This window comes from Nocardia panacis (assembly GCF_003598715.1).
GTDB lineage: Bacteria > Actinomycetota > Actinomycetes > Mycobacteriales > Mycobacteriaceae > Nocardia > Nocardia panacis.
The window spans coordinates 458121-484321 of record NZ_QZFU01000016.1; the positions used below are offsets into that span (position 1 = coordinate 458121).

Here is a 26201-nt window from a genome sequence, read left to right on the forward strand (position 1 = left end):
CCCGGCAGAATGGCACGGTGGCAGAACTAGCGCTCACCGCTCGCTTGAATTCCTCGGCGGCCGACGCCCGACGCGGCGTGGTCCGACTGCATCCGGAGGCGCTCACCGCGCTCGGGTTGCGGGAATGGGATGGGATCGCGCTCGTCGGGGCGCGGCGTACGGCTGCCGTGGTGGGGTTGGCGCCGGCGGGCACACCGGCGGGTGTGGCGCTGCTCGACGATGTCACGCTATCCAATGCCGGGTTGCGCGAGGATGCCACGGTGCTCGTCGCCCCGGTCACCGTGTATGGCGCGCGCCAACTCTCGGTCAGTGGTTCGGTGCACGCGACCCGCACCATCGCGGCGGCCACGCTGCGACAGGCGCTGCTCGGCAAGGTGGTGACGGTGGGCGATACGGTCTCGCTGCTGCCGCGCGATCTCGGCCCCGACATCAGTTCGGCGGCGGCCAGTCAGGCGCTGTCCCGTGCTTTCGGTATCGCGTGGACCACCGAATTGCTGACCGTCACCGGGATCGATCCCGGCCCCGGTCCGGTGAGCGTGCAGCCGAATACGGCCGTGGCGTGGGGTGCGGGGACGGTGGCGGCGCGGGATGCGGCCGATGCCGCGATCCCGGCGGCGGAGCAGCCCGCGGCCGCGCTCGCCCCGCCGATCGCCCGGCACAGCGGATCGTGGACGCCCGCCGTCACCGTGGCGGAGTTGGCCGGGATGCAGGGTCAGGCCGCCAAACTCACCGAGTGGCTCAGCCTGGCCCTCGATGAACCGGAACTACTCAAAACCCTCGGCGCCACACCGCATTTGGGTGTGCTGATCAGCGGGCCGGCGGGGGTCGGCAAGGCGACGCTGGCCCGCGCGGTCAGCGCGCCGCGGCGCATTGTCGAACTCGACGGACCCACCGTCGGCGCGACCGAGCACGGTGCGCGGCTGCGGCAGGTGGCGGCCGCGGTCGCCGAGATCGGTTCCGGACCGCGCGGCATCCTGCTCATCACCGATATCGACGCGCTGCTGCCCGCCCAGTCCGAGCCGGTGGCCACGCTCATTCTCGATCAGTTGCGGGCGGCGGTCGCCGAACCAGGGGTGGCCTTCCTGGCCACCACCGCCCATCCGGCCGATATCGATGCCCGGTTGCGGACGCCGGAGCTGTGCGATCGGGAACTGGCGCTGACACCGCCGACTGCCGCCGTGCGCCGCACCCTGCTGGAGGCGCTGCTGCGCAAGGTGCCGACCGAGGATCTCGCACTGGAGGAGATCGCCTCGCGCACACCGGGTTTCGTGGTGTCGGATCTGGCCGCGCTGTGCCGGGAGGCGGCGCTGCGGGCGGCGTCGCGGGCGAGCAGGGAGCAGGCCGAACCACGGCTGGCGCAATCGGACCTGTTGGGTGCGCTGCAGGTCATCCGGCCGCTGTCGCGGTCCGGTATGGAGGAGTTGGCCATCGGCAGTCTCGGCCTCGACGATGTCGGCGATATGGCCGAGACGAAGCAGGCATTGACCGAATCGGTGCTGTGGCCGCTGCGGCATCCGGATTCCTTCGCCCGTCTGGGTATCGAGCCGCCGCGTGGCGTCCTGCTCTACGGTCCGCCCGGCTGCGGCAAGACCTACCTGGTGCGCGCATTGGCCGGAACCGGCCATCTGAGCGTGCACGCGGTCAAGGGCGCCGAACTGATGGACAAGTGGGTCGGCTCCTCCGAGCGGGCGGTGCGCGAATTGTTCCAGCGCGCCAGGGATTCCGCGCCGTCACTGATCTTCCTGGACGAGATCGACGCCTTGGCCCCGCGTCGCGGGCAGAGCACCGACTCCGGTGTGGCCGACCGGGTGGTCGCCGCGCTGCTCACCGAACTCGACGGGGTCGAACCGCTGCGCGAGGTGATCGTCCTCGGCGCGACCAACCGGCCGGAACTGATCGATCCGGCGCTGCTGCGGCCGGGCCGATTGGAGCGGCTGGTTTTCGTGCCGCCGCCGGATGCCGATGGGCGGCACGCGATCCTGCGCACCGCCGGGAAGTCGGTCCCGCTGGCCGCCGATGTCGATCTCGGCGTGCTCGCCGGTGAGCTCGACGGGTATTCGGCCGCCGACTGCGCGGCGCTGCTGCGTGAGGCGGCGCTGGCGGCGATGCGGCGCGATGTCGAGGCGGCCGATGTCACGGCCGCCGATCTGGCGGCGGCGCGGGCGGCGGTGCGGCCGTCGCTGGATCCGGTGCAGGTGCAGTCGCTGCGGCGCTATGCCGAGAACCGCGGCTGAATCGCGTTATTGACCCATTTCGAACAAACCCACGGGTATGTTCGGCAGGTGCGTCGGATCGGCGAGGCGGTGGACACGCTCGCGGCCTTCCTGGGAGCCGCGGTCGCCGGTGTGGCCTTATTCCTGCCGATCGCCTTCACCTGGACCAAGGAGACCACCCCGTACCGCATCGCCAGCCTGATGAACAGCGTCCCGCGCGGCGCGGCGATCGCGATGATCGTCGCGGTGGCGGCGGCCGTCGTGGTGACCACCTTCACCAGACCCGCCGCGGCCTGGCTGCTGGCGATGGTCGGGGCGTTCGCGCTGTTCGTCAATCACATCGTGGGGCGCAATGTCTCCGATCCCGACCTGCTCACCACGCAGAACTTTCTGGACTCGCTGTGCGCGGGCACCCTGCTGGGCGCGTTGGGCGCGGCCGTCATGCGCCGACCCGCACCGGCCGCCGCCTACACCGTCGGTGTCGCGGGCTTCTTCGTCTTCGGCGACCTCGCCGAACTCCTCGATATCGCCGACCGCGACCCGATGACGGTGCTGGAGACCCCGCCGCGCTGGCTCATCGCCGCCGCCCTGGTCCTGCTGGTGATCGGCACACTGCACAATCGCGCCAAGGAACCACCCGGCCAGGGGCGCGGGGCGGTGGAGCTGCCGATCGCCCCGATCGTGGCGGCCATGGTGCTCGCGCTGGTGGTGCTGGTCGCCTCGGAATGGCTCGCGCGCCAGATCCAGAACACGCCCGACGCATCGCATGTCATCGATATCGGACTGGCCGTCGCGGCCACGGTCGCGGCGGCCATTGTCGCCGCCATGCTGCTGCCGGGCCGCGACGGATACGGCGTATTCCTGGCGGTGGGTCTGGTGGCGGCGGCCGAGGCGATCGGTGCCGCGCCGCGACCGCCGTGGAGTGTGCTGGTCCTGCTGGCGCTCACCGCGTTCGGACTGTTCGTCGGGCTGCGACTGCCCTCGATGACGGTGGCCTCGATACTGGTGATCGGACTGTGCGTCTACGCCATGCTGCTGCCCGATGTACACGACAACAATGTGCTGCACGCGACGGGCAGTTCCGCGCTGGCGCTCACCGCGGGCTACTGCTGCGGCGCGGCCCGGCCGCGCTACGCGCCGAGCGGCGTGCTCGGACTCGTCGCACTGTATCTGCCCTCTGTCGTCAGCGCGTTGCCGCTGGACCGATCCACCTGGCCCGCCCCCGACGCGAACGCGCACGGCACCCGACTCGGCGGCACCGCGCTGGCCATCGCGATCGGCTGTGCGGTGGGCACGGCCGCGCTGCACCGCATTCGACCGCCCTATCGCCCCAAACCGAAACCGGTGCCGGACGAGAGGTTTGCCGACACATAGCGAGATCGGCGCGACATGAGGTGCGCCATAGCCGCTCGTGACGCGAAACCACCAGGGATTACCTAGGATTGTCCTGCACCACCCCGACCGTCCGACCCGCCGGAGTGAAGTTTGCTCGCAATCCTGCTCGCACACGCGATCGCCGCGCTCGTCGCGCCGCTGTGCGTGCGGGCCTTGGGACGCAACGGGTTCTACCCGCTGGCACTGGTCCCGCTCGGCGGTCTGGGCTGGGTCATCGCGAATTGGGGCCGCACCCAAGAGGTTCGGGTGCCGTGGGCGCCCACCGTTTCGATGAATATCGACCTGCGCTTCGATTCGCTCGCCGCCATCATGTGCACACTGGTCCTCGGTGTCGGCGCGCTGATCGTCGCCTACTGCGCGCGCTACTTCGAGAACGACGAACCTCGGCTCGGACTGTTCGCCGCCCAGTTCATCGGCTTCGCCGGGGCCATGTTCGGGCTGGTCACCAGCGACAATATGGTGCTGCTGTTCATCTTCTGGGAAGCGACGACGGTGCTGTCGTTCCTGCTGGTCGGCCACAATGCCGAACAGGCCGTCAGCCGCCGCGCCGCCATTCAGGCGCTGCTGGTCACCGGGGCGGGCGGCTTGGCCATGCTGGTCGGGATCATCATCATCGGCGAACGCTGCGGCAGCTACCTGCTCTCGGACCTGCTCGCCAGGGCGGACCTGCCGACCGGAACCGCGGTGCACGTCGGGGTGGCGCTCATGCTGGTCGGCGCGCTCAGCAAATCCGCCATCGTGCCGCTGCATTTCTGGCTGCCCGGCGCGATGGCCGCGCCGACACCGGTCAGTGCCTACCTGCACGCCGCCGCCATGGTGAAGGCGGGCGTCTACCTGGTGGCCCGGCTCGCGCCGATCTTCGCGTCGAGTCCCGCATGGCATCCGCTGGTGCTCACGCTGGGCGTGACCTCCATGGTGCTGGCGGGGCTGCGGGCGATGCAGGTCACCGATTTGAAGCTGCTGCTGGCCTTCGGCACGGTGAGTCAGCTGGGATTGCTCATGGTGCTCACCGGAATCGGGACACCGGAGGCGGCGCTGGCGGGGACGGCGCTCATCGTGGCGCACGCGCTGTTCAAGGCGTGCCTGTTCATGGTGGTGGGGATCATCGATCATGCGGCGGGGACACGGGATCTGCGGGAGCTGTCCGGGGTCGGGCGGCGCGCGCCGGTGCTGTGCGGGATCGCCGCGGTGGCGGCGGCAAGTATGGCCGGGATACCGCCGATGCTCGGATTCGTCGGCAAGGAGAGTGCGCTGGACGCGATTCTCGGGGCGGAGAATCTGGCACAGCCCGCGCGGATCGCGCTGTGCGCGGGCGTGGTGTTGGGGTCGGTGTGCACGGTCGGCTACAGCGCGCGGTTCGTGTGGGGCGCGTTCGCGACAAAAGAAGCTGTTCCGGTCCTGGCCGCCGATCACGGTGCGGCGCAGCCGAAGACGCTCGTGGCGCGGGTGTGGCATCGGCCGGGAGTGTTGTTCGTCGCCGCGCCCGCGATTCTCGCGGCAGGCAGCCTGGTCGGCGGCCTGTCGGCCGGGTGGGACGACACGCGATTGACACCGTACGCGGAAACTCTTCCCGGAGAGCTGGATTCGCATCTGGCGCTGTGGCACGGCTTCGGCACGCCGCTCATGCTGACCGTGCTGGTCATCGGATTCGGTGCGGCGCTGTTCGCGATTCGGGACCGGTTCGCCGAATCCCCGCACCCCAGGCTCGGCAATGCCGACCGCGCCTACGACGCCACCCTGCGCGGCATGGACCGGCTCTCGCTGCGCATGACCAGGGCCACCCAGCGCGGCTCGCTGCCGCTGAGCCAGACCACCATCCTGCTCACCCTGCTCGTGCTGCCCTCGGTCATGCTCGCCACCGGTTCCCGCGCGGGAGTCGGGCTGCGGCTGTGGGATTCGCCGTTGCAGGCGGTGATCGGCGCGCTCATGATCGCGATGGCCCTGGCCGCCACCACCGTGCGCAATCGCCTGGCGGGTGTGCTGTTCGTCGGCGTCACCGGCTACGGGTGCGGTGTGCTGTTCGCCCTGCACGGCGCACCGGATCTGGCGCTGACCCAGTTCCTGGTCGAGACGCTGACGCTGGTCATCTTCGTGCTGGTGCTGCGCGCCTTCCCGGCCGAGTTGGAGGCGGGCCGCACCGCGTCGTTCAAGAAGCGCAGGGCCGTACTGGCCGCGCTGGTGGGCATTGTGGTCGCCGGACTCGGCGCGTTCGCGCTCGCGGCCCGCTCCGCAGCGCCCATCTGGCCGCGAATACCGCCCGCCGCATACGAATTCGGCGGCGGCAAGAACGCGGTCAATGTGCTGCTCGTCGATATTCGGGCCTGGGACACCCTCGGCGAGATCTCGGTGCTGGTGGTCGCGGCGACCGGTGTGGCCTCGCTGGTCTTCCGGCATCGGCGCTTCGGCGCGGTGGCGCGCGCGGTGGAGGCGCCCAACTATCGACCGGATCTGGTGAGCTGGCTGCCCGCGGGTCGACTGCTCGATCGACGCTACCGTTCCGTCGTCCTGCAGATCACCACCCGGCTGGTCTTCCCGACCATCATGGTGCTGTCGGTGTACTTCTTCTTCTCCGGCCACAACGCGCCCGGCGGCGGATTCGCGGGCGGGCTCACCGCCGGATTGGCGCTGGTGCTGCGCTACCTCGCGGGCGGGCGCTACGAACTCGGCGAGGCGCTGCCGGTGGAGGCCGGACATCTGCTGGGGGCCGGGTTGGCGCTGGCCGCGGGCACCGCCGCCGGGTCGCTACTGCTCGGCGCACCGCCGCTGTCCTCGGCGGTGCTGTCGGTGACGGTGCCGGTGCTGGGGCAGATCAAATTCGCGACCGCGTTGTTCTTCGATCTCGGCGTCTATCTCATCGTGGTCGGGTTGGTCCTCGATGTGCTGCGCAGCCTCGGCGTCCGTTTGGGCACCGAACTGGAAGCCGAAGCACCGAAAGGGGATTCGCGATGACTTCCAATCTGACCCTGCTGATCGTGATCGGCGCGCTGGTCGCCTGCGGGGTGTATCTGATCCTGGAGCGCGCCGTCTCCAAGATGCTGCTCGGCATGATCCTGTTCGGCAATGCGGCGAATCTGCTGGTCATCATGGTCGGCGGCCCCTCGGGGCGGCCACCCATCCTCGGCAGTGCGCATCCCGTGGTCGAAGGGATGGCCGATCCGCTGGCCCAGGCCATGGTGCTGACGGCCATCGTCATCACGATGGGCATCGCCGCGTTCGTGCTCGCCCTCGCCTATCGCTCATTCGCGTTGACCACCACCGACCAGGTGGAGAACGATCCGGAGGACACCGAGGTCGCGGGCAGGCGCGCGGGCGAGGATCCCGAACGGTGAGCGGCGCGATGAGCGTGCTGACGCCGCTGCCGGTCTTGGTTCCGCTGCTCGGTGCGGCGCTGACGCTCATCGCCGGGCGCAAACCGCGCACCCAACGCGCGGTGACGCTGCTCGCGCTGAGTTCGGAGGTGATCGTCAGCGGGTGGCAGCTGTATCTGGCCGACCGGGACGGTATTTCGGTGCTCCAGGTCGGCGACTGGGAGACGCCGATCGGGATAACCCTTGTGGTGGACCGACTTTCGGCGGCCATGCTGGTGGTGTCGGCCATCGTCATGCTGTCGGTAATGGTCTACGCGGCCGGACAGAACATCCGCGACGGGGACGACAAGCAGCCCACATCGATCTTCCAACCCACCTATCTCGTTCTGAGCGCGGGGATTTCGCTGGCCTTCCTGGCCGGGGACCTGTTCAACCTGTTCGTCGGATTCGAGATCCTGCTCGGCGCGTCCTTCGTACTGCTCACCCTGGGCGGCACCCGCGACCGGATCCGGGCGGGTGTGTCGTATGTGATGGTGTCGATGGTGGCGTCGCTGATCTTCCTGTGCGGCATCGCCTTCGCCTACGCGGCGACGGGCACCCTGAATATGGCCCAGTTGGCGCAGCGCATGGACGCGGTGCCCGGTGGGGTGCGCACGGCCGTGTGCGCGGTGCTGCTGGTGGCCTTCGGCATCAAGGCGGCCGTCTTCCCGCTGTCGAACTGGCTACCCGACTCCTACCCCACCGCGCCCGCGCCGGTCACCGCCGTCTTCGCCGGACTGCTCACGAAAGTCGGTGTGTACGCGATCATTCGGACCAGTACGCTGCTGTTCCCCGACGGACACTTCGACAGGCTGCTCATGGTCTGCGGGCTGCTGACCATGCTGCTGGGGATCTTCGGCGCGATCGCGCAGAACGATATCAAGCGATTGCTGTCGTTCACCCTGGTCAGCCATATCGGGTACATGATCTTCGGCATCGGGCTGGCCACCAGGGAGGGGTTGGCGGGCGCGATTTTCTATGTGGCGCACCATATTCTGGTGCAGACCACACTGTTCCTGGTGGTCGGGCTGATCGAGCGGCAAGCCGGATCGGCCTCGCTGCGTCGACTCGGCGGACTCGCCGCCGCCAGTCCGGTGCTGGCCCTGCTGTTTCTGATACCCGCACTGAATCTCGGTGGCATACCGCCTTTTTCGGGATTCATCGGCAAGTTGGCGCTATTGCAGGCGGGTGCGGCGGACGGCAGCGTGCTCGCCTGGGTGCTGGTCGGCGGCTCGGCCTTGACCAGCCTGCTCACGCTGTATGCCGTCGCGCGCGTTTGGAGCAAGGCGTTCTGGCGACCGCGCGCCGACGCGCCCGAGGGGCATCTCGCCGCCGCGGCCCCGCCCACGCTGGTCGAGGACGACACCGATGTGCGCTACGACGAACGCGCCGATCCGGGCCGAATGCCCGCGCTCATGCTCGCCGCCACCGCGGCGCTGGTCGCGGTCGGCTTGGCGCTGACCGTCTTCGCCGGGCCGCTCTTCGGCGTGGCCGATCGCGCGGCGGCCGACCTGCGCGACAGATCGGTGTATATCGGTGCGGTGCTCGGTGGTTCGTCATGAGACGACTGCTGCCGGAGCGGAGCACACTGGTGCAGATCGGTGTGCTGAGTTGGCTCGCGGTGGTCTATGTCGCGCTCTGGGGCGACCTCAGCGTCGCCAATGTCCTCGCCGGCCTCGCCATCGGCGCGGTGATCATGCTGGCGCTGCCGCTGCCCAGGCTTCCGGTGGCCGGTCGGGTGCACCTGCTCTCGCTGATCCAGCTCATCGCGGTGAGCGTCTACTACGCGCTCGAATCCAGTTTGCAGATCGCGTGGTTCGCCATTCGGCCGGCGCCGCCGCCGATCTCGGGCGTGCTGCGGGTGCGTCTGGCCATCAAATCCGATCTGGTGCTGGTGCTGTGCACCGACCTGCTCAATGTCATTCCGGGCACCATGGTGCTCGAGATCGACCGCGAGCGCCGTCTGGTCTACGTGCACGTCCTCGATGTGAGCAGCGAGGCCGCCGTCGCGCATTTCCACCGCACCACACGACGTTTGGAACAACTGCTCATCGACTCATTCGAGCGACCCGCCGAATGGGACGACACCGCATGGCAGAAGGAGGGCACGTCGTGATCGTCGTCGCCGTCATCGCGGCAATCCTGTTGTCGGCCGCCGCGATTCTCACCGCGTATCGCATTCTGGTCGGGCCGAATACGCTCGACCGGGTGGTCGGCATCGATTCGCTCATGGCCATCGCGGCCTCCGGTCTCGCGGTGTGGGCGGGCTACACCGACGACGCCACCGTCGTTCCCGGCATCGTCGCGCTCGCGCTGGTCGGCTTCCTCGGGTCGGCCGCCGTCTCCCGGTTCCGGGTCAGGGACGACCGATGATCGTGCTGGAATGGATCGCGGGCGCACTGATTCTGACCGGATCGACACTGGCCCTGACAGCCGCCATCGGACTGGTGCGCTTTCCCGATATCTTCTCGCGCATGCACGCCGCGACCAAACCGCAGGTCGTGGGGCTGATCATGGTGCTGATCGGCGCGATCATCGAATTGCGCGGGCACGGGAATGTGTGGGCGCTGGCCCTGGTCGGCCTGTTCACCCTGCTCACCGCGCCGGTCATCGCGCACCTGCTCGGCCGCACCGCCTACCGCGAACAGCGACACCGCGACGGGCTGCTGCGGGTCAACGAGCTGGGCGACGAAATCGACTGAATCACAACGGGAACCGGAGGGGTGGGACGCTGTCGTACAGCCCACGCACCGTCGACGCTCTCCTCCCACCCCGGTGTCGCGCGTCCACCGTCGCGGTCGGACCTGCCCGGTACTGCGTTGGGCCGCAGTCGATTCCAGGCCCGCCCCGGACTCGGCGAAGGGCTACGCCCGAATCATCTCCCGCGCTTGCGCACTATCCCGATCGCCAGCGAACCAGGTGGCATGGAAGGCCGCGATGACCCCGGCCAACAGCGCCAGCACCACCGTCCCGGCGAGCACCGGATAGTCCGCCATCGCCACCGCGAGGTAGCGGTAGGACAGCAGCAGCACCGCGAGCACCACCACACCGAGCCCGACCAGACGAATCCGGAACCAACCCCAACCGCGCGCCGGATCGCGCAGCACGGATTCCACGGTGAGGCACAGCACCGCGCCCGCCACCAGGTCCACGCCGTAGTGGTAGCCGAAGCCGAGGGTCGCCGTCAGCGTGGCCAGCAGCCAGAACGTGCCGAGCACCCGCAACCACACGGGCGCAGGCCCACCGTCGAGCGAGCGGCGGGTATGCAGGAATACCGACAGCGCCCACGCCGTGTGCATGGACGGCATGCAATTGCGCGGGGTGTAGGCGTCGAATGGCATGGCCGTCGGACTCCGGTCGATGGGCGGCACCACATTCGGCCAGAAATTGCCCAACTGGAGGCCGTGACCGGCCGAACCCGCCGCGAACATCGGACCGACCACCGGGAACAGAACATAGATGAGCGGCCCCACCAACCCGAGCACCAGGAAGGTGCGCACCAGATAGTGCCGCGGCCACACGCCGGCGCGCACGACACCGCGCAACTGCCAGACCGCGACCACGATCGCCGCCACCGGCAGTTCGATATAAACCCAGTGCAGGATCGCGGAGACCACCGGTCCGAGTTCGTCGAGCAATCGACCGAGGACCCACGACGGATCGCCCAGCGCGTGATCGGCCAGCATGGCGTAGTGATCGAAGACGGTGGGCCTGGTCACCACGGTGATGTGCAGCCAAACATCGCCGACCTTGGTGGCCAGAATGAGCAGCGCGCCGAGCGCGGCGGCGTGCAGTGCGTTGCGGCGCTGCACGCCTTGCCGGCGCAGCGCGGCCAGCACCGCGATCCCGGTGAGCACCCACACCGGACCGTTCCCGACGGCGAACGGCGCACCGTGTAGCAGCCGAACGGTGACCCACACCGCATCGATACCGATCGCCGCGCCGAGCGCGATGAGCCTGCTGCGCAGGGGAATCCCCACCAGCGCCAGAATCAGCCCCGCCCACGGCACCGACATCGATTTCGGGGTGCCGACATAGTCGTGCCACACACTGCCGAGCGGACCCTCATAGTCGTGGCCGATCGAGACCACCTGAAGCACGATGAGCAGCAGCGGCACCGCGGCCGCGCCCAGCCGGATCCAGGTTCGCGCACTCCGCGCCCGCACCTGCTGGGCGACGCTGCCTGCGGCCTTTCCCGGATCTTCGACGAGCACTCAGCAATAGTAAACGTCGCATGAACTGCATACCCGTTGCCGGTTGACGGGGGTCGACCAGTTAGTGGCGCCGATACTAAGGGTTCAATTCCCTGACCAGTGCGTCCACCACCGGAACCAGATCGCCCTGCGCCGCCGCCGCGACCCGACGCTGCCGCTGGTAGGAGGCGCCGCGCTTCGGGATGTCGGCGACCAGGGCCAATTCCTTGGCGCAGCCGAGCCGATCCGCCACGGGCTCGAGCCGATTCAACATATCGGTCAGATCCTCGGTGACCAATCGCTCATTGCTGTCGGCGTCGGTGATGATGATCGCATCCAGCCCATACCGCGCGGCGCGCCATTTGTTCTCCTGCACATGCCACGGCGGCAATGTCGGCAGCGTTTCCCCGCTTTCCACCCGGCGATCCAAATCGACCACCAGACAGTGGATCAGCGCGGCCACCGCCGCCAATTCGGTGCGGGTCGGCACCCCATCGCAAATGCGCACCTCGATGGTGCCCCATTTCGGCGAGGGCCGGATATCCCAGTGCATCCCGCCGAGTTGTTCGAACACACCGGTTTTCAACTGGTCGTACACGAAAGATTCGAACTGCGACCAGTTCTCGAACTGGAACGGCAGACCGGCGGTCGGCAACTGCTGGAACATGAGTGTGCGATTGCTCGCGTATCCGGTATCCGAACCCGCCCACATCGGCGAGGAGGCCGACAGCGCCAACAGATGCGGATGCGCCATCAGCAGCGAGTTGAGAATCGGAAAGACCTTCTCGCGGTGCGAGACCCCGACATGGACGTGCACACCCCAGATCATCATCTGGCGGCCCCACCACTGGGTGCGCTCGATCAATTCGTCATAGTGCGCCGAGCGGGTGAGCTGCTGCGCCGACCACTGGGCGAATGGATGTGTGCCCGCGCAGAACAGGTCGACGCCGAGCGGATCGGCGGCGTGCCGCAGCGCGTCGAGGGTGCCGCTCAGATCGTCCACGCATTCGGCGACCGTATTGTGCACGCCCGTAACGATTTCCACGGTGTTGCGCAGCAATTCCTTGGTCACCTGCGGGGTGCCGTCGGGGGCGCGCAGATCACCGACCCGATCGAAAACCGCCGCTGCGGTGTTGGACAGATCGCGCGTGACCTTGTCGACGAGCGCGATCTCCCACTCCACACCTATCGTGGGCCGGGGCGAACCTTTGAATGGGACTGTTGCGATTCGTGCCCCGGCCATGGCGACCTCTACTGGATGACGCCGCAGGCGACGCGGCCTCCCGCGTCGCCCGTGGCTAGCGTGGAATCGTCCGGACCCGCGGCGCCATCGGCGCGGACGTAGCGACTGGGAATGTTGCCGAAGTTATCCGCATCGGCGTGAATGATCAGAGCCCGACCCTTGAGATCCTCCAGGGTCACCGAGTCGGTGGTGGTGATCAGCTTGGCCTGTCCGTCCGCGCGCACCTCGAGGGAGGTCAGATCGCCGCTGGAGGGATGGGTGTTGGCGCTGCCGACCTGCAGGTGGCCGCCTGCGGACAGGAACTCACCCGCCGGACCGCCGGTGGGGGCCACCGAATTCGGCTCGCACTTGCCGACCTGGTGAATGTGGAACCCGTGGAAACCGGGGCGCAGACCATGCGCCTCGACGGTGACCTGCAGGTGCCCGCCGTCCTTGACGATATTGGCGGTGGCGACCGCCTGACCCGCCGCATCCTTCAGGTCGACCTTGTAGCCGGAACCGGCACTGCCCGACTCCTTGGCCGAACCACTCGCACCGCCCGCGGGCTGAGACGAACCCGTCCATGTCGGCGGGGTCGTTCCCTTCACGTCACTGGACTCCTGGCTGTTCGAGCAGCCTGCGAGACCGAGGACCGCGATTGCGAGCACCGGGGTCACAGTCCGCCAGGACGGGCGACGAGTTGTGGACGGGGCCATCGGGGAACTCCTTTACGAGTCCGAGTTTACGAGCAGAGCTTGGTGTACACGATCGTTACGGGACAAGATGATGCCACGCCCGCCGTGTCGCGCCATGACAGGGCCGTGTCGCGAGATCCCGAGTCGGCGCGGCGTTGTTATCGCGCCAATCGCCGACCGCTCAGTTTCCCGTCACAATGACGACGACACCGGGATTCGGATCGGAGAATCCACTGCCCTTTTGTTGGGCCACCGCACCGAGTTCATCGGCGATGGCGAGCGCAGCTTCCCGCTCACCCGGTGAAGTGCCGTAGAACACAGTTGTTTTCGTGAGATTCTCACCCGCGTAGTTGCCGCTGGAGGCGTTGGTCCAGCCATCGGCGCTGAGCTGTACCGCTGTCTTGCCCGCCAGCCCGGCGACCATGCTGTTGTTGAGCACCCGCACCGGAATCGAATGATTCACCGACGCAGGACCACTCGACGCACTCGGCGGCAATGCCGATGCGGGCGTGGGGATTACCGGCGGCGGACTCGGCGGCGGCGCGGGCGCGGCCACGGGGGTCGACGGCTTCGCCGGGGCGGGCGCGGCCACCGCCGAACTGCTGCTCGGCGCACCCGTTCCGGAACTGTCGGCATCGGACTTCGACAGCGACATCGCACCCAGACCGCCGAAGACGATGGCCAGCGCGATCAACACCATGGCGAGCGCGCGCAGCGGCGGGCCGCCGGAGGGCGCATTCGGGTTGTTCACAGTACGAACCCTAGCCGCACATCACACCTGAAACCCGAGACGCCGCGCTGCCCTCGCCTTCTGTCTGCTCGCGCGGAGCCTGCGCAACCGCTTCACCAGCATCGGATCCACCGCGAGCGCCTCCTGCCGATCCACCACCGCATTCAGTACCTGGTAGTACCGGGTGGGCGACATGGAGAACAGTTCGCGAATGGCCTCCTCCTTGGCGCCCGCGTACTTCCACCACTGCCGCTCGAAGGCGAGGATCTCCTGCTCGCGCGGGCTCAGGCCCGAATCGTCGGGGGCATCGGTGACCTGTGCGGCTGCGGGGGCCGCGTTGTCCACGGGGGCGTCTTCGAGATTCCGAGCCGCTGCGCCGTCCATCTTGCTCCCTCGCCGAGTAACCACCTGACGAAAAAATGCTTGTACGTCGCGGATCATTGAACCATGGGTCAGCGACGTTGCCCGCCCCACCGCACGGCGTGTTCGGCTACCGACCGGCAGGGCGTGTTGCCGGGTGGGTGGCCGCGGATTCTATGCGACGGGACCGGAGGAGGCAGCGCAGCGTAACCACGGAGGGACCCGCGAACGCCGCAAATTCGACTCAGCGATAATTGCCCTATGGCAATCCTCCCCATCGTGATCGTCGGTGACCCGGTCCTGAACACTCCGACCGAGCCGGTCACCCAGACCCCGGAGGAACTGGCCTCGCTCATCGCCGATATGTACGAGACGATGGATGTGGCCAATGGCGTGGGGCTGGCCGCCAATCAGGTGGGGGTGTCGCTGCGGTTGTTCGTCTACGACTGCCCGGAGGTCGACGGCGACGGCACGGCCAAACGCCGCCGAGGTGCGGTGATCAATCCGGTGCTGGAGACCTCCACGATTCCGGAGACCATGCCCGACCCGGACAATGACGAGGAGGGCTGCCTGTCGGTCCCCGGCGAGGGTTTCCCCACCGGCCGGGCCGACTGGGCCAAGGTCACCGGCACCGACGAGCACGGCAAGCCGGTGCAGGTCGAGGGCAAGGGCTTCTTCGCCCGCATGCTCCAGCACGAGGTCGGCCACCTCGACGGCTACCTCTACGTCGATGTGCTGGTCGGGCGCAATGCCCGCGCCGCCAAGAAGGCGATCAAGCGGAATGGCTGGGGTACACCGGGACTCACCTGGATCCCCGGCACGGTGGCCGATCCGTTCGGTCATGACGACTGATCTGCCCGATATCCCGCTCGGCCGTCGGGTGGTGCTGCGCTATCTGCTGCCCGCGGGATATCCCCAATCGATGACCGATGTGATCGGGGAACTGGTCGGCCTGGATCCGCTCACCGTGCGCGGCGCCGACGGAACGACCATCGCGGTCGCATCCGATCGGGTCGTCGCACTGAAAGCCTTGGGTCCCAGGCCCATTCGCACCGCCGAGATCCGGACGCTGGAGTCCGCCGCCGCCGACGCCTGGCCGGGCGTGGAGCACGCGTGGATCGACGGATGGTTGGCGCGGGCGGGCCACGGTGTTACGCGGCGCGCGAATTCGGCTGTGCCGCTGGGGGGTCCGGGATCACCGACCCTCATGACCGGGGAGACCTTGGCGCGGATCGAGCAGTGGTACCTGGCGCGCGGGCTCACACCCCAACTGGTGCTGCCCGATCGCCTCGCCTCCGCACCACCCGGATGGTCGACCAACGGGGAGACCACGGTGCTCGCGGTCGACCTCGACAATGTCGTACTGCCGCAGGGGCCGTCGATGGTGCGCGTCGCCGACGCGCCCGATGCGGCCTGGTCCCAGTTGCACCGGTCGCAGGGGGAAGAGGCGGTACCGGAAGAGATTCCGGGATCGTTCGAGGTTCTCACGGCGGTGCGCGACGGTATCGCGGGCTACGCCTCGCTCGGGTTGCCCGCGCCGATCACGGTGGGCCGCGCCGCGGTGACCGGCGCCTCGGATGGGCGGCAGTGGGTCGGGTTGTCCTGTCTGGCAGTCTCCGTCGCGCATCGCAGGCGCGGGCTCGGCACGCTGGTGTGCGCGGAACTGCTGCGCTGGGGGCAGGTGCGCGGAGCCACCCACGCCTACCTTCAGGTCGAGGCGGACAATGCCGGGGCGTTCGCGCTGTATCGGGAGATGGGGTTCATGGAGCACCACACCTATCGGTACGCCGCACCCGGTGTCGAATAAATCTGTGCAGAGAGGCTTTTCGTGCGTCTGGCAACCTGGAATGTGAATTCGATCCGCACCCGGATGGATAGGGTGGCCGCCTTCTTGGACCGGCAGGACATCGATGTGCTCGCCATCCAGGAAACCAAATGCCGCGATGATCAGTTCCCGTACGAGCGTTTCGACGAACTCGGTTACGAGGTGGCGCATTTCGGCGTGAACCAGTGGAACGGCGTGGCCATCGCCTCCAGGGTGGGACTCGCCGACGTGCGGCACGCCTTCCCCGACCAGCCGGGCTTCGACAAGGACGCGAGCGAATCCCTGCTCGCCGCACCGGTGGTCGAATCCCGCGCCATCGGAGCCACCTGCGGCGATGTCCGCATCTGGAGCCTCTACGTCCCCAACGGTCGCGCCCTCGACGACCCCCACTACACCTACAAGCTGGAATGGTTGGCCGCCTTGCGCACCAACGCCGCCCAATGGCTGGCCACCGATCCCGCCGCCCGCATCGCCCTCGTCGGCGACTGGAATATCGCCCCCACCGACGACGACGTCTGGTCCCCCGCCTATTTCGCCGAGAAGACCCACACCTCCGCACCCGAACGCGCCGCGTTCAACGCCATCCTCGAGGCCGGTTTCACCGACGTCGTCCGCCCCTTCACCCCCGGCCCCGGCGTCTATACCTACTGGGACTACACCCAGCTCAGATTCCCGCGAAAAGAGGGTATGCGCATCGATTTCACCCTCGCCTCACCAACTTTGGCCGCCCACGTCACCGACGCCCTGATCGACCGAGACGAACGCAAGGGCAAGGGCGCCAGCGACCACGCCCCGGTGATCGTGGAAACCTCCGATTAATCGGGCAGCTCGATCGCCTCAACGGGAGCGGTGATCGCCGCGTAGGCTCACCTTCGACCGAAGGTCAGACTCGAGCTGCCGCGAGGAGCGAAGGTGTTCGAAGCGATCGACTGGGAGTGGTTGCGGAGTTCGATGGACGCGCCCGAGGTCACCCTCGAGGTCTACGCCGGTATTCCCGAAGATCTCGGTCGCCGGATCGAGGTGGTGGATGGGCGGATCATCCGCTGCGAATCTCCCGGCCCGGCCCATCAAATCATTCAGCACAACCTGGTGTCGGCCTTGCGTGACGCGGTCAAGCAAATGGATGCAGGCGATCAAACCTTCCACAAGGTGGTCGGTGATATCGATATGCTCATCACCGAGGTTCCCCGGCTGCACTATCGACGGCCCGATGTCGTCGTTTACCGCTGTATCGAATTCGATCGCGGGCGCTGGCACCGCAAACCCTATGCCACCGATTGCCTGCTGGTGATCGAGATCGTCTCGCCGGGCACGGTTATCACCGACACTCGCGACAAGCTCGCCGAGTACGCTCAAGCGCGGGTGCCCCACTATTGGATCGTCCAGATGGCGGGCAACGACGGTCAAGCGGTATCCATCGAACGTTTCCGGCTGACCGTGTCCGGCAAGTACATTTCCGACGGCGTCGCATTGCGCGGCACCACCTTGCATGCCATCGACATCATCGACCCTTTCACCTCTCGCGTCACTTGGGAACAACTCGACGACGGAATCTAGCGCTGTCACGATATTTCATTGCAGCAGAATCGAATCCGCAGACGCAGCGACTCCACCTCTCGATATGACCAGAGAATTCGCGTGAGGCGGAATGGGTGGGGTCGCTGATACGTTGGGGGGATGGGTAGCGAGTCGGGGGTGCGGGCGCGGGCTCGGCATTTGGGGCCGGGGCGGCGGCGGCCGCAGGTGCTCGATGCGGCGCTCGAGATCGCGGTGGCGGAGGGGATCGCGGCGGTGACCATGGCGGCGGTGGCGGAGCGGATGCAGGTGACGCGGCCGGTAGTGTACGCGTGTTTCGCGGATCGGGTGGAGCTGCTGGGTGCGCTGCTCGAACGCGAGGAGAAGTACCTGATCGACGGGTTGCGCGAGGTGCTGCCCGCGCGGGATGTCGATGCCGACGAGGCGGTGTTCGTGGCGGGTTTCCGCGCGCTGCTGGTGAAATCGGCGGCCCGCCCGGCCGCGTGGCGGCTGCTGTACGGCAATCCCGATCCGGCCGTGGCGAATTCGTTCGGCCGGGGCCGCGCCTTGGCGGTGGAGCGTTGCCGCCAATTGCTGCGCCCCACGCTGCGCGCCTGGGGTATCGAGGACGCGGACCGCAAACTCCCGGCCCTGGTGGAACTCTGGGTCTCGGCGGGTGAGGGCGCGGTCCGAACGCTGCTCACTGGAGAACAGGATTGGACTCCGGAGGCGCTCGGCGCCTTCGTCGGCTCCGCTGTCTATCGCGCCCTGCGGCACGCCTGAAAACCGGTGGCGCCGAGGGGATTCGGCGCCACCGGGCCGATCAGGAGACGACGGGGAGATAGACCTGATTGCCGGAGTCGGCGAATTCGGCGGATTTCTCGGCCATGCCGGCATCGATGGCTTCGAGGTCGGTGAGGCCGTTGCGTTCGGCGTAGTCGCGGACATCGGCGGAGATGCGCATCGAACAGAACTTGGGACCGCACATGGAGCAGAAGTGCGCGGTCTTGGCGGGTTCGGCGGGCAGGGTCTCGTCGTGGTATTCCCTGGCGGTATCCGGATCCAGAGACAGCGCGAACTGGTCGCGCCAGCGGAATTCGAAGCGCGCCTTGGACAGTTCGTCATCGCGCGCCTGCGCGTGCGGATGCCCCTTGGCCAGGTCGGCGGCGTGCGCGGCGATCTTGTAGGTGATGACGCCGACCTTCACATCATCGCGATTGGGCAGGCCGAGATGCTCTTTCGGGGTGACGTAGCAGAGCATGGCGGTACCCGCCTGCGCGATGATGGCCGCGCCGATGGCGGAGGTGATGTGGTCGTAGGCCGGGGCGATATCGGTGGCGAGCGGCCCGAGCGTGTAGAAAGGGGCCTCCTCGCACAGCTCCTCCTCCAGCCGCACATTCTCGACGATCTTGTGCATCGGCACGTGGCCCGGACCTTCGATCATCACCTGCACACCATGGGATTTCGCGATCTTCGTCAACTCGCCGAGGGTGCGCAGTTCGGCGAATTGGGCGGCGTCATTGGCGTCGGCGATGGATCCGGGCCGCAGGCCGTCGCCGAGGGAGAAGGTCACATCGTAGCGGGCGAGGATCTCGCACAGTTCGGCGAAGTTGGTGTACAGGAACGACTCTCGATGATGGGCCAGGCACCACGCCGCCATGATGGACCCGCCGCGCGAGACGATTCCGGTGACGCGCTTGGCGGTGAGCGGGATGTAGCGCAGCAGCACGCCCGCGTGCACCGTCATGTAGTCGACACCCTGTTCGGCCTGCTCGATCACGGTGTCGCGGTAGATCTCCCAGGTCAGCTTGGCCGGATCGCCGTTGACCTTCTCCAGCGCCTGATACATCGGCACGGTGCCGACCGGGACGGGCGAGTTGCGCAGGATCCATTCGCGGGTTTCGTGAATGTTCTTGCCGGTGGACAGGTCCATGATGGTGTCGGCGCCCCAGCGGGAGGCCCACACCATCTTCTCCACCTCCTCGGCGATGGAGGAGGACACGGCCGAGTTGCCGATATTGGCATTGATTTTGACCAGGAACTTCTTGCCGATGATGGTCGGCTCCAGTTCCGGGTGCCGGTGATTGGCCGGGATGACGGCGCGGCCCGCCGCCACCTCCGCGCGCACCAGTTCGGGTTCGACCTCCTCGCGCGCGGCGATGAAGCGCATTTCGGGGGTGATGAGACCCGCACGCGCCCAGGATAATTGGGTGCGCGGTCCCTCGATCTCCCGACGTTCCCAGCCGTCGCGCAGCTTCGGTAGGCCCGCTTCCAGGTCGATGGCGGCGGCGGTGTCGGTGTAGGGCCCCGAGGTGTCGTACACGTCGAAGTGCTCACCATTGGTGAGGTTGATCCGGCGCACGGGAATGCGCAGGTCATCGACCTCCCGATAGTGCTTGGCGCTGCCCTCTATCGGGCCGGTGGTGACAGAGTCGACGGTGTCGACAGAGTTGGACGCAGTGGCGACGGAGTCGCCCCGATTGGACACGGTGGCGACAGAGTCGCCCCCATTGGACGCAGTGGTGCCCATGTATTCCTCCCTACGCCGGCATTACCCGGTCAGGTTCATACGGTCGACGGCCCGGTAGCCGTCCTCTCAGCCCGCTGGTGCGAGCCCCCGTTGGCAGTGAAACTTCCGCGCCCGACCTTACCCGTCCCGGATTCGTTCGCGCGGGCAGATCGGGTCGACTCGACCGTCGGGCGCGGGGATCGGGCGAGTAGCGTCGCCGATGGTGTGACGAAATGCCCTGGTCGGGCTTGGTGTAGGAGGTGTGGTGGAGGGTTTCTATCTCCCCGAGGGCGATGGCCGGTTCCTGGCTACCGAATTGACGCGGGGGCCGTGGTCGATGGATGCGCAGCATGGCGGGCCACCCGCGGCGTTGCTGGGGCACGTATTGGAGGGGTGTGCGCCCAGGGAGGAATTTCGGATCGGTCGGGTCGCGGTGGAGATTCTGGGACCGGTCCCTTTGGCGCAGGTGCGGGTGGCTGCGCGGGTAGTGCGTCCGGGGCGAAGCGTCGAGATGCTGGAGGCGACGCTGGAGAGCGAGCGGGGGCTGGTGATGCGGGCGGTCGCTTGGCGGTTTCGGGTGGCGGAGGGGCAGGTCGAGGTGCCCCCGGCGTTCGCACCGAATGAGCGGCGGCCCGGACCAGAGCGGGAGAGTTCGGAGTTTCCGACCGCCCATGCCGTGGGATTCCACAAGGGCCTCGAATATCGGTTCGTCAGTGGATCTTTCACCGAGCCGGGGCCTGCGGTGTGTTGGATGCGATTGCGGTATCCGATTGTCGCGGGGACGACGCCGAGCCCGTGGGAGCGGGTGCTGGTGGCGGCCGATCACGGGAATGGAATCAGTTCGGTATTGGGTTGGGACAGCTATGTTTTCATCAATACCGATCTGACCGTACAGTTGCATCGAATGCCCGAGGGCGAATGGGTGTGCCTGGACGCGGTCACACACGCGCAGCCGGAGGGGGTGGGGCTGGCCGAATCGGCCCTCTTCGACGAGAAGGGGCCGATCGGACGCTCGACACAGACGTTGCATCTGGCGCGACGCTAGTCGCGACGCAACCTCTGACCCTGATCGCCGGATTGGACTCGAGGGCCGAGACGCGGCCCACGCCCCCTCATCGGCGCGCGGGCCGCGTCATCGGCACAATCACTGCGAAACCTACCGTCCGGCAGCATTTTCCGCGCGGTGAGCGGGGAGGCCCGAACGTCGCGAACAGTGTGAATTCCGACATACCCGACACCGACTTGCTATCGACCGAACGATCGATGACCGCGCGCGTGCTCAGGCGTGATTGTGCAACTCTCCCCAGGACGGGAAAGGGTCGGGGTATTCGGCCCAAATGGCGGGTCCGGCCGCGAATTCGGCATCGGTGAGCAGCGCGTCGTCGAGAAGTCCGCGCACCCGCGCGCCGTCGAGTCTCACCCCGATGAACACGATCTCCTGTCCGGCAGGCACTTCCAGCGCGGACCACCAGGCGGCCGGTTCGAAGGTCAGGTTGGGACCGGCCTGCGACCAGATGGCGGCCAGGTCGGATCGACTGGCGAGCCAGCAGAAACCCTTGCTGCGCAACATGCCGCGCAGCTGCCCGAGGGCGTGCTCGAGCCGCTCGGGATGGAACGGTCGCTCGGCGGTATAGGTGATGCTGCGAATACCGTACTCCTCGGTTTCGGGTGTATGTCCACCCGCCAATTCCTCGGCCCAGCCATCGGTTTCGGCCGCGAGGGCCGGGTTGTAGCGGCCGGTGTCGAGCACCTGCGCGAGGTCGACGACGCCGTTGACGGTGCGCAGCACGTGCGCGCGCGGGTTCATCCGGCGCACGGTGGCCTCCACCGTGCCCGCCGCGGTTTCGCCGACCAGATCGGTTTTGCTGATCAACAGGACATCGGCGAATTCCACCTGGTCGACCAGCAGGTCCGCGATGGTGCGGGTATCCCCTTGTCCCGCTTGCATATTCCGTTCGGCGAGCCCCTGCCCGCGCGCGATCTCGCCGAGGAAGGTCACCGTGTCGACCACCGTCACCATGGTGTCCAGTCGGGCGATATCGCCGAGTTTGAATCCGTCCTCGAATTCCCAGTCGAAGGTGGCGGCCACCGGCATGGGTTCGGAGATGCCGGTGGACTCGATGACCAACTGGTCGAAGCGGCCCGCGCGGGCGAGTTCGCCGACGGCCTCGAGGAGATCTTCGCGCAGCGTGCAGCAGATACAGCCGTTGGTGAGTTCGACCAGCTTCTCCTCGGTGCGGTCCAGATGGCCCTGACCCGCGACGAGGGCGGCGTCGATATTGACCTCGCTCATATCGTTGACGATCACCGCGACCCGGCGGCCGTCCCGATTGGCCAGGATGTGGTTGAGCAGCGTCGTCTTGCCCGCGCCGAGGAATCCGGAGAGCACGGTGACGGGCAGCGGGGGGCGGGTTGTCAGAGTCACACGCTAATGATAACCATTTTCATTTACCGGCGAGGGTCCGGGTCAGACCGCAGCCGACTTCACCGCCTTGGCGATCTCCCGCCGCGCGGCCAGGAATTCAGGCGAAGCACGCAGTTCGTCCGGATCGACCCCGGTCCGCGGCAGCTCGACCGGCAACTCCAACGCGATCCGGCCCGGTCGCTTGCTGAGCACCACCACCCGCGAACCCAGGAAGGCCGCCTCGTCGGCACTGTGGGTGACGAAGACCGACGTGCGCCCCGACCCGACCGGACGCAGATCCTCCTGCAGCCGTTCCCTGGTGAGCGCGTCCAATGCCGCGAACGGCTCATCGAGCAGCAGCAGCGAATGCTCGCCCGCGAGTGCGCGGGCGATGGCCACCCGCTGCTGTTGACCGCCGGAGAGCTCCCACACCCGCCGAGCGGCGGTGTCTTCGAGCCCGACTCGGCCCAGCAGTTCCGCGCGCCGCGCCGCACGCCGATCACGCGGCACCCCGGCGTATTTCAGCGCCAGATCGACATTGCCGCCGACACTGCGCCACGGGAACAGCCGCGGCTGCTGGAACACCATGCCCGCTGTGCGGCCCGGTGCGGGCGCGCTCCCGGACACCTCGATCCGCCCCTCCGTCGGCGTCTCGAACCCGGCGATCAACCGCAGCAGCGTACTCTTCCCGCAGCCGGAAGCGCCTACGAGAACCAGGAATTCACCCGCCGCGACGCTCAGATCGACCGGTCCGAGCGCCTGCACGGCACCGTACCGATGCGAAACCCGCTCGATGCGAACACCTGTCTCGGTCGCGACCTCAACCGATACCATTCGGCAGCCCCCACACATAGATCGATTCCCGAATCCGCTCGACACTCGGCGCGGCCTCGATCTGCCGCTGTCCCGCTAAGAATTCCGCCGCGCTGCGCAGACTGTCCGCCAGTTGACCGACCGCACCCTCGGTCCCCAACCATTCGCGCGAGACCAGTTGCTCCCCGGTCAGGAACACCGCCTGCCGCAACTGCTGAGCCGCATCCGCCTGCGTGGTCCCGATCTCGGCCGCCACCCTCCGCGCCGCCACCTCGGGCTGCTCGTGAATGGTGCGTAGGGCGCGCGATTGCGCCCGCCGCCAGATATCGACCACATCCGGATGCGCCTTGGCGAATTCCGTTGCGACAACACCCAAATCGAGCGTCGGCTTACCCGCAGCGGCCAATTCGCGACTGGTGAGGAGTGTCTTGCCGCCCTTGCGCAACTGATCCAGGGTGGGCAGCCAGGTGTAGACGGCATCGATATCGCCGCGCTCCCAGGCCGCCAGCGCTGCCTGCGGTTGCAGGTCGACCAGCTTTACCTCGTTGGCGCTCAATCCATTTCGGTCCAGCGCGGCCAGCAGGCTGTAGTGTGCGGTGGAGGCGAACGCGGTGGCGATCCGCTTGCCGCGCAGCGCGAGAACCGAATCGATACCCGTACCCTCCCGCGCCACCAGCGCCTCGTTGTCCCCGGCGACATCGAGGATGAAGGCCACCTGATACGGGATATTCAGCGGTGCGGACAGTCCGCGCGCCACCGGACTCGAACCGGCCGTGCCGAAGTCGACCTGCCCGGCCAGGAAGGCGGTGTTCACATCCGCGCCCGAATCGAACTTGATCCATTTGATGTTGTAGCCGGGCAGCTCCTGCTCCAACCACCGAGTGTTCTTGACGATCAGGTCCCCGCTGGGCAGCGTCTGATAGGCGATGCGCAGGGTCGGTTTGCTCGCATCGGCTCCGGAGTGGTCGATGGCGCATCCCGTAGCAGCGCCCGCGAGACCGATGGCCACCGCGACGGCCGCCGCGAGCGCCCGGAGGCGGCGTGTCATATCTTTCCTCTCCATGGGGCGGCACGCCTCTCGATCGCGCGCAGCAAACCATCGATGACCAGGCCGGAGATCCCGATGGCGGCGATGCCGACCAGGACGACGGGCGTGTTGTTGTAGTTGCTCGCGTCCTTCACCACACCGCCGATGCCGGGCATTCCGTTGAACAGCTCCGCCGCCACCACCGACGAATAGGCCAAGCCGACAGCGAGTCGAATACCGGTGAACGTCTCGGGCAATGCCGCCGGAACCACCACATCCCGGATGACCTGCCCGCGGCCGGCCCCGAGCGCCCGCGCCGCCTCGATCAATCCGACCGGAGCGGCCGACACCGCCGCCGCGGTGGCGATGGCCGCGGCGGGCATGGCGGCCAGCGCCAGCAGCGTCACCTTGGGCGCCTCATCGATGCCGAGCCAGATGACCAGCAGAAAGAAATAGGCCAGCGGCGGCAGGGTGCGCAGAAAGGTCAGCCACGGCTCGAGAATCGCGCGCAACCAGCCGACGGTGCCCATGGCGATCCCCAGCCCGACTCCGGCGACAGTTCCGATCAGCACACCGGCCAGCACCCGGCGCAGCGTCATGTACAGGTGCTCCCACAGCAGGTAGCCCTGATATCCGCGCACCCCGTCGCGGGTGGTGGACAACTGAATCGCCGTGCGCCACACCGTGATCGGGCGCGGGACGAAGGTCTCGCCGCACCAGCCCGCCGCGGCGAGCACCTGCCACGCCAAGACGAAGACCGCGACCGACAGCAGCGGCAGCGCGATGAGTCGAACCCGCGCCATCGCTATAGCGCGGAGACCGCGCGCGGCGCGGGTGCGACCGGTTCGGCCGGATGCCGCCACACCCCGCGCGCCGCCAGCCGAGGCAGCACACCCTCGCCGAACCAGTACGCCTCCTCCAGGTGCGGATACCCGGACAGCACGAATTCGTCCAGGCCGAGGGCGTGATATTCGAGAATGCGCGCGGCGACCTCGTCGTGACTGCCGACCAGGGCGGTTCCGGCGCCACCGCGCACCAGGCCGATTCCGGCCCACAGGTTCGGGTAGATCTCCAGATTCGCGCCGTCACCGTTGTGCAGGGCCAGCATGCGACGCTGCCCTTCGGATTCGCTCTTGGCCAGGGATGCCTGGATCTCGGCCACTTTGGCGGGCTCGAATCCGGCGAGCAGCCGATTCGCCTCGGCCCAGGCCGCCTCCGAGGTGTCGCGGGTGATCACGTGCAGCCGGATACCGAAGCGCACCGTGCGGCCCGCCTGCGCTGCCAACTCCCGAATCCGGGCGATCTTCGCCGCCACCTGCGCGGGCGGTTCACCCCAGGTCAGGTAGACCTCGGTATGTTCGGCGGCGATGGCGCCCGCGATGGGTGAGGACCCACCGAAGTAGATGGGCGGCACCGGATTCGGCGGTTGCGCCAGCGTCGCCTTCTCGACGCGCAGATGTTTGCCGTCGAAGTCGACCGTCTTCCCCGCCCACAGCCCGCGCACGATCTCGAGGAATTCGCCGGTCCGCTCGTAGCGGGCGTCCTTGTCCAGGAAGTCGCCGTAGGCGCGCTGTTCGCGGGATTCGCCGCCGGTGACCACATTGAGCAGCAGCCGACCGCCGGTCTGTCGCTGGTAGGTGGCGGCCATCTGCGCGCCGAGCGTCGGCGAGAGGAATCCGGGGCGGAAGGCCACCAGGAATTTCAGGCGCTCGGTGCGCTGACTGATCATCGCCGTGGTCAACCACGCATCCTCGCACCACGCGCCCGTCGGAGTGAGCGCGGCCTCGAAACCGACCGCCTCGGCGGCCGCCGCGATCTGGGACAGGTAGTGCACACTCGGCGGGCGATCGCCCGCCGACGACGTAGCGCCCGCGCCGTGACCGCCGCCGACGACATCGCGGCTGTCGCCGTTCGTGGGCAGGAACCAGTGGAAGGTGAGCGACATTCGTCCAT

25 protein-coding genes and 1 riboswitch are annotated in these 26201 nt (G+C 67.7%); of the genes, 14 read left to right on the top strand and 11 right to left on the bottom strand.

Annotation, left to right across the window (positions count from 1 at the left end; translation table 11 throughout):
* Window positions 1–17: 17 nt before the first annotated feature.
* From D5S18_RS10350 to mnhG, 8 genes are all read left to right on the top strand, one after another.
* On the top strand, window positions 18–2234 hold the full coding sequence (locus D5S18_RS10350) for an AAA family ATPase (protein WP_120039589.1): 2217 nt from the start codon (window positions 18–20) through the stop codon (window positions 2232–2234).
* 48 nt (window positions 2235–2282) lie between these two features.
* Window positions 2283–3587: a hypothetical protein gene (locus D5S18_RS10355; RefSeq protein ID WP_120039590.1), complete on the top strand. Its 1305-nt coding sequence runs from the start codon at window positions 2283–2285 to the stop codon at window positions 3585–3587.
* A 111-nt stretch (window positions 3588–3698) separates the two neighbouring features.
* Entirely contained in the window at window positions 3699–6557 is a 2859-nt protein-coding gene (locus D5S18_RS10360; RefSeq protein WP_120039591.1) for a Na+/H+ antiporter subunit A, read from the top strand.
* Complete coding sequence (locus D5S18_RS10365; RefSeq protein WP_120039592.1) at window positions 6554–6937, top strand: Na(+)/H(+) antiporter subunit C; 384 nt, start codon at window positions 6554–6556, stop codon at window positions 6935–6937. Before D5S18_RS10360 ends, D5S18_RS10365 begins: the two co-directional genes overlap by 4 nt.
* A gap of 8 nt (window positions 6938–6945) precedes the next feature.
* On the top strand, window positions 6946–8517 hold the full coding sequence (locus D5S18_RS10370; RefSeq protein ID WP_120040524.1) for a Na+/H+ antiporter subunit D: 1572 nt from the start codon (window positions 6946–6948) through the stop codon (window positions 8515–8517).
* A complete protein-coding gene (locus D5S18_RS10375) occupies window positions 8514–9071 on the top strand; it encodes a Na+/H+ antiporter subunit E (protein WP_120039593.1) in 558 nt (185 codons plus the stop codon). The genes D5S18_RS10370 and D5S18_RS10375 overlap by 4 nt, the downstream gene beginning before the upstream one ends.
* Window positions 9068–9328 (top strand): monovalent cation/H+ antiporter complex subunit F, encoded by a 261-nt coding sequence (locus D5S18_RS10380; protein WP_120039594.1) that lies wholly within the window; start codon window positions 9068–9070, stop codon window positions 9326–9328. Before D5S18_RS10375 ends, D5S18_RS10380 begins: the two co-directional genes overlap by 4 nt.
* A complete protein-coding gene (mnhG, locus tag D5S18_RS10385; protein WP_120039595.1) occupies window positions 9325–9657 on the top strand; it encodes a monovalent cation/H(+) antiporter subunit G in 333 nt (110 codons plus the stop codon). Before D5S18_RS10380 ends, mnhG begins: the two co-directional genes overlap by 4 nt.
* Before the next feature lie 162 nt (window positions 9658–9819).
* Here mnhG and D5S18_RS10390 read toward each other — a convergent pair whose 3' ends face one another.
* From D5S18_RS10390 to napA, 5 genes are all read right to left on the bottom strand, one after another.
* Window positions 9820–11121 (bottom strand): phosphatase PAP2 family protein, encoded by a 1302-nt coding sequence (locus D5S18_RS10390; protein WP_239003724.1) that lies wholly within the window; start codon window positions 11119–11121, stop codon window positions 9820–9822.
* Between the two features lie 124 nt (window positions 11122–11245).
* Complete coding sequence (locus tag D5S18_RS10395; protein WP_120039597.1) at window positions 11246–12391, bottom strand: glutamate--cysteine ligase; 1146 nt, start codon at window positions 12389–12391, stop codon at window positions 11246–11248.
* A gap of 8 nt (window positions 12392–12399) precedes the next feature.
* Window positions 12400–13086 carry a superoxide dismutase[Cu-Zn] gene (sodC, locus tag D5S18_RS10400; RefSeq protein WP_120039598.1) on the bottom strand — a complete coding sequence of 229 codons (687 nt, stop codon included), beginning with the start codon at window positions 13084–13086 and terminating at the stop codon, window positions 12400–12402.
* Between the two features lie 160 nt (window positions 13087–13246).
* On the bottom strand, window positions 13247–13816 hold the full coding sequence (locus D5S18_RS10405) for a LytR C-terminal domain-containing protein (protein WP_120039599.1): 570 nt from the start codon (window positions 13814–13816) through the stop codon (window positions 13247–13249).
* A gap of 21 nt (window positions 13817–13837) precedes the next feature.
* Window positions 13838–14179, bottom strand: coding sequence for a nucleoid-associated protein NapA (gene napA / locus D5S18_RS10410; protein WP_120039600.1), 342 nt, complete (start codon window positions 14177–14179; stop codon window positions 13838–13840).
* Between the two features lie 237 nt (window positions 14180–14416).
* Here napA and D5S18_RS10415 point away from each other — a divergent pair, with 237 nt between their 5' ends.
* The 5 genes from D5S18_RS10415 to D5S18_RS10435 all read left to right on the top strand — a co-directional run bounded on the left by D5S18_RS10415 (window position 14417) and on the right by D5S18_RS10435 (window position 18278).
* Window positions 14417–15007, top strand: coding sequence for a peptide deformylase (locus tag D5S18_RS10415; RefSeq protein ID WP_120039601.1), 591 nt, complete (start codon window positions 14417–14419; stop codon window positions 15005–15007).
* Entirely contained in the window at window positions 14997–15962 is a 966-nt protein-coding gene (locus D5S18_RS10420) for an N-acetylglutamate synthase, CG3035 family (protein ID WP_120039602.1), read from the top strand. Before D5S18_RS10415 ends, D5S18_RS10420 begins: the two co-directional genes overlap by 11 nt.
* A 21-nt stretch (window positions 15963–15983) precedes the next feature.
* Window positions 15984–16799, top strand: a complete 816-nt coding sequence (locus D5S18_RS10425) for an exodeoxyribonuclease III (protein WP_120039603.1) — start codon at window positions 15984–15986, stop codon at window positions 16797–16799.
* Window positions 16800–16892: 93 nt separating this feature from the next.
* Complete coding sequence (locus tag D5S18_RS10430) at window positions 16893–17537, top strand: Uma2 family endonuclease (protein WP_120039604.1); 645 nt, start codon at window positions 16893–16895, stop codon at window positions 17535–17537.
* Window positions 17538–17657: 120 nt separating this feature from the next.
* A complete protein-coding gene (locus tag D5S18_RS10435; protein ID WP_120039605.1) occupies window positions 17658–18278 on the top strand; it encodes a TetR/AcrR family transcriptional regulator in 621 nt (206 codons plus the stop codon).
* 40 nt (window positions 18279–18318) lie between these two features.
* On the opposite strand, the gene thiC is transcribed toward D5S18_RS10435, so the two are convergent.
* Window positions 18319–20025, bottom strand: a complete 1707-nt coding sequence (gene thiC, locus D5S18_RS10440; protein ID WP_239003649.1) for a phosphomethylpyrimidine synthase ThiC — start codon at window positions 20023–20025, stop codon at window positions 18319–18321.
* Window positions 20016–20126: riboswitch (TPP riboswitch) on the bottom strand. It overlaps the preceding gene by 10 nt.
* A 140-nt stretch (window positions 20127–20266) precedes the next feature.
* On the opposite strand from thiC, the gene D5S18_RS10445 reads away from it, so the two are divergent.
* The gene (locus D5S18_RS10445; RefSeq protein ID WP_120039606.1) at window positions 20267–21049 is read left to right on the top strand and encodes a thioesterase family protein; all 783 of its coding nucleotides are present in this window, start codon (window positions 20267–20269) and stop codon (window positions 21047–21049) included.
* Window positions 21050–21283: 234 nt separating this feature from the next.
* Here the strand turns inward: D5S18_RS10445 and D5S18_RS10450 are convergent, their stop codons facing one another.
* Genes D5S18_RS10450 through D5S18_RS10470 form a run of 5 tightly spaced genes read right to left on the bottom strand, consistent with a single transcriptional unit; the run spans window position 21284 to window position 26193 of the window.
* The gene (locus D5S18_RS10450) at window positions 21284–22423 is read right to left on the bottom strand and encodes a GTP-binding protein (RefSeq protein WP_120040529.1); all 1140 of its coding nucleotides are present in this window, start codon (window positions 22421–22423) and stop codon (window positions 21284–21286) included.
* Window positions 22424–22471: 48 nt separating this feature from the next.
* A complete protein-coding gene (locus D5S18_RS10455) occupies window positions 22472–23242 on the bottom strand; it encodes an ABC transporter ATP-binding protein (RefSeq protein ID WP_120039607.1) in 771 nt (256 codons plus the stop codon).
* Window positions 23229–24269, bottom strand: coding sequence for a taurine ABC transporter substrate-binding protein (locus D5S18_RS10460; RefSeq protein WP_120039608.1), 1041 nt, complete (start codon window positions 24267–24269; stop codon window positions 23229–23231). The genes D5S18_RS10455 and D5S18_RS10460 overlap by 14 nt, the downstream gene beginning before the upstream one ends.
* The gene (locus D5S18_RS10465; RefSeq protein ID WP_120040531.1) at window positions 24266–25051 is read right to left on the bottom strand and encodes an ABC transporter permease; all 786 of its coding nucleotides are present in this window, start codon (window positions 25049–25051) and stop codon (window positions 24266–24268) included. Before D5S18_RS10465 ends, D5S18_RS10460 begins: the two co-directional genes overlap by 4 nt.
* Before the next feature lie 2 nt (window positions 25052–25053).
* A complete protein-coding gene (locus D5S18_RS10470; RefSeq protein ID WP_120039609.1) occupies window positions 25054–26193 on the bottom strand; it encodes an LLM class flavin-dependent oxidoreductase in 1140 nt (379 codons plus the stop codon).
* Between the last annotated feature and the right edge of the window lie 8 nt (window positions 26194–26201).

Excerpts from the sequence above, each read along its gene's own strand:
- D5S18_RS10365 (WP_120039592.1), top strand. The coding sequence starts at position 6,554 with ATGACTTCCAATCTGACCCTGCTGATCGTGATCGGCGCGCTGGTCGCC.
- D5S18_RS10370 (WP_120040524.1), top strand. The coding sequence starts at position 6,946 with ATGAGCGTGCTGACGCCGCTGCCGGTCTTGGTTCCGCTGCTCGGTGCG.
- D5S18_RS10375 (WP_120039593.1), top strand. The coding sequence starts at position 8,514 with ATGAGACGACTGCTGCCGGAGCGGAGCACACTGGTGCAGATCGGTGTG.
- mnhG (WP_120039595.1), top strand. The coding sequence starts at position 9,325 with ATGATCGTGCTGGAATGGATCGCGGGCGCACTGATTCTGACCGGATCG.
- D5S18_RS10395 (WP_120039597.1), bottom strand. The coding sequence starts at position 12,391 with ATGGCCGGGGCACGAATCGCAACAGTCCCATTCAAAGGTTCGCCCCGG.
- sodC (WP_120039598.1), bottom strand. The coding sequence starts at position 13,086 with ATGGCCCCGTCCACAACTCGTCGCCCGTCCTGGCGGACTGTGACCCCG.
- napA (WP_120039600.1), bottom strand. The coding sequence starts at position 14,179 with ATGGACGGCGCAGCGGCTCGGAATCTCGAAGACGCCCCCGTGGACAAC.
- D5S18_RS10415 (WP_120039601.1), top strand. The coding sequence starts at position 14,417 with ATGGCAATCCTCCCCATCGTGATCGTCGGTGACCCGGTCCTGAACACT.
- D5S18_RS10420 (WP_120039602.1), top strand. The coding sequence starts at position 14,997 with ATGACGACTGATCTGCCCGATATCCCGCTCGGCCGTCGGGTGGTGCTG.
- D5S18_RS10435 (WP_120039605.1), top strand. The coding sequence starts at position 17,658 with ATGGGTAGCGAGTCGGGGGTGCGGGCGCGGGCTCGGCATTTGGGGCCG.
- thiC (WP_239003649.1), bottom strand. The coding sequence starts at position 20,025 with ATGGGCACCACTGCGTCCAATGGGGGCGACTCTGTCGCCACCGTGTCC.
- D5S18_RS10455 (WP_120039607.1), bottom strand. The coding sequence starts at position 23,242 with ATGGTATCGGTTGAGGTCGCGACCGAGACAGGTGTTCGCATCGAGCGG.
- D5S18_RS10460 (WP_120039608.1), bottom strand. The coding sequence starts at position 24,269 with ATGACACGCCGCCTCCGGGCGCTCGCGGCGGCCGTCGCGGTGGCCATC.
- D5S18_RS10465 (WP_120040531.1), bottom strand. The coding sequence starts at position 25,051 with ATGGCGCGGGTTCGACTCATCGCGCTGCCGCTGCTGTCGGTCGCGGTC.
- D5S18_RS10470 (WP_120039609.1), bottom strand. The coding sequence starts at position 26,193 with ATGTCGCTCACCTTCCACTGGTTCCTGCCCACGAACGGCGACAGCCGC.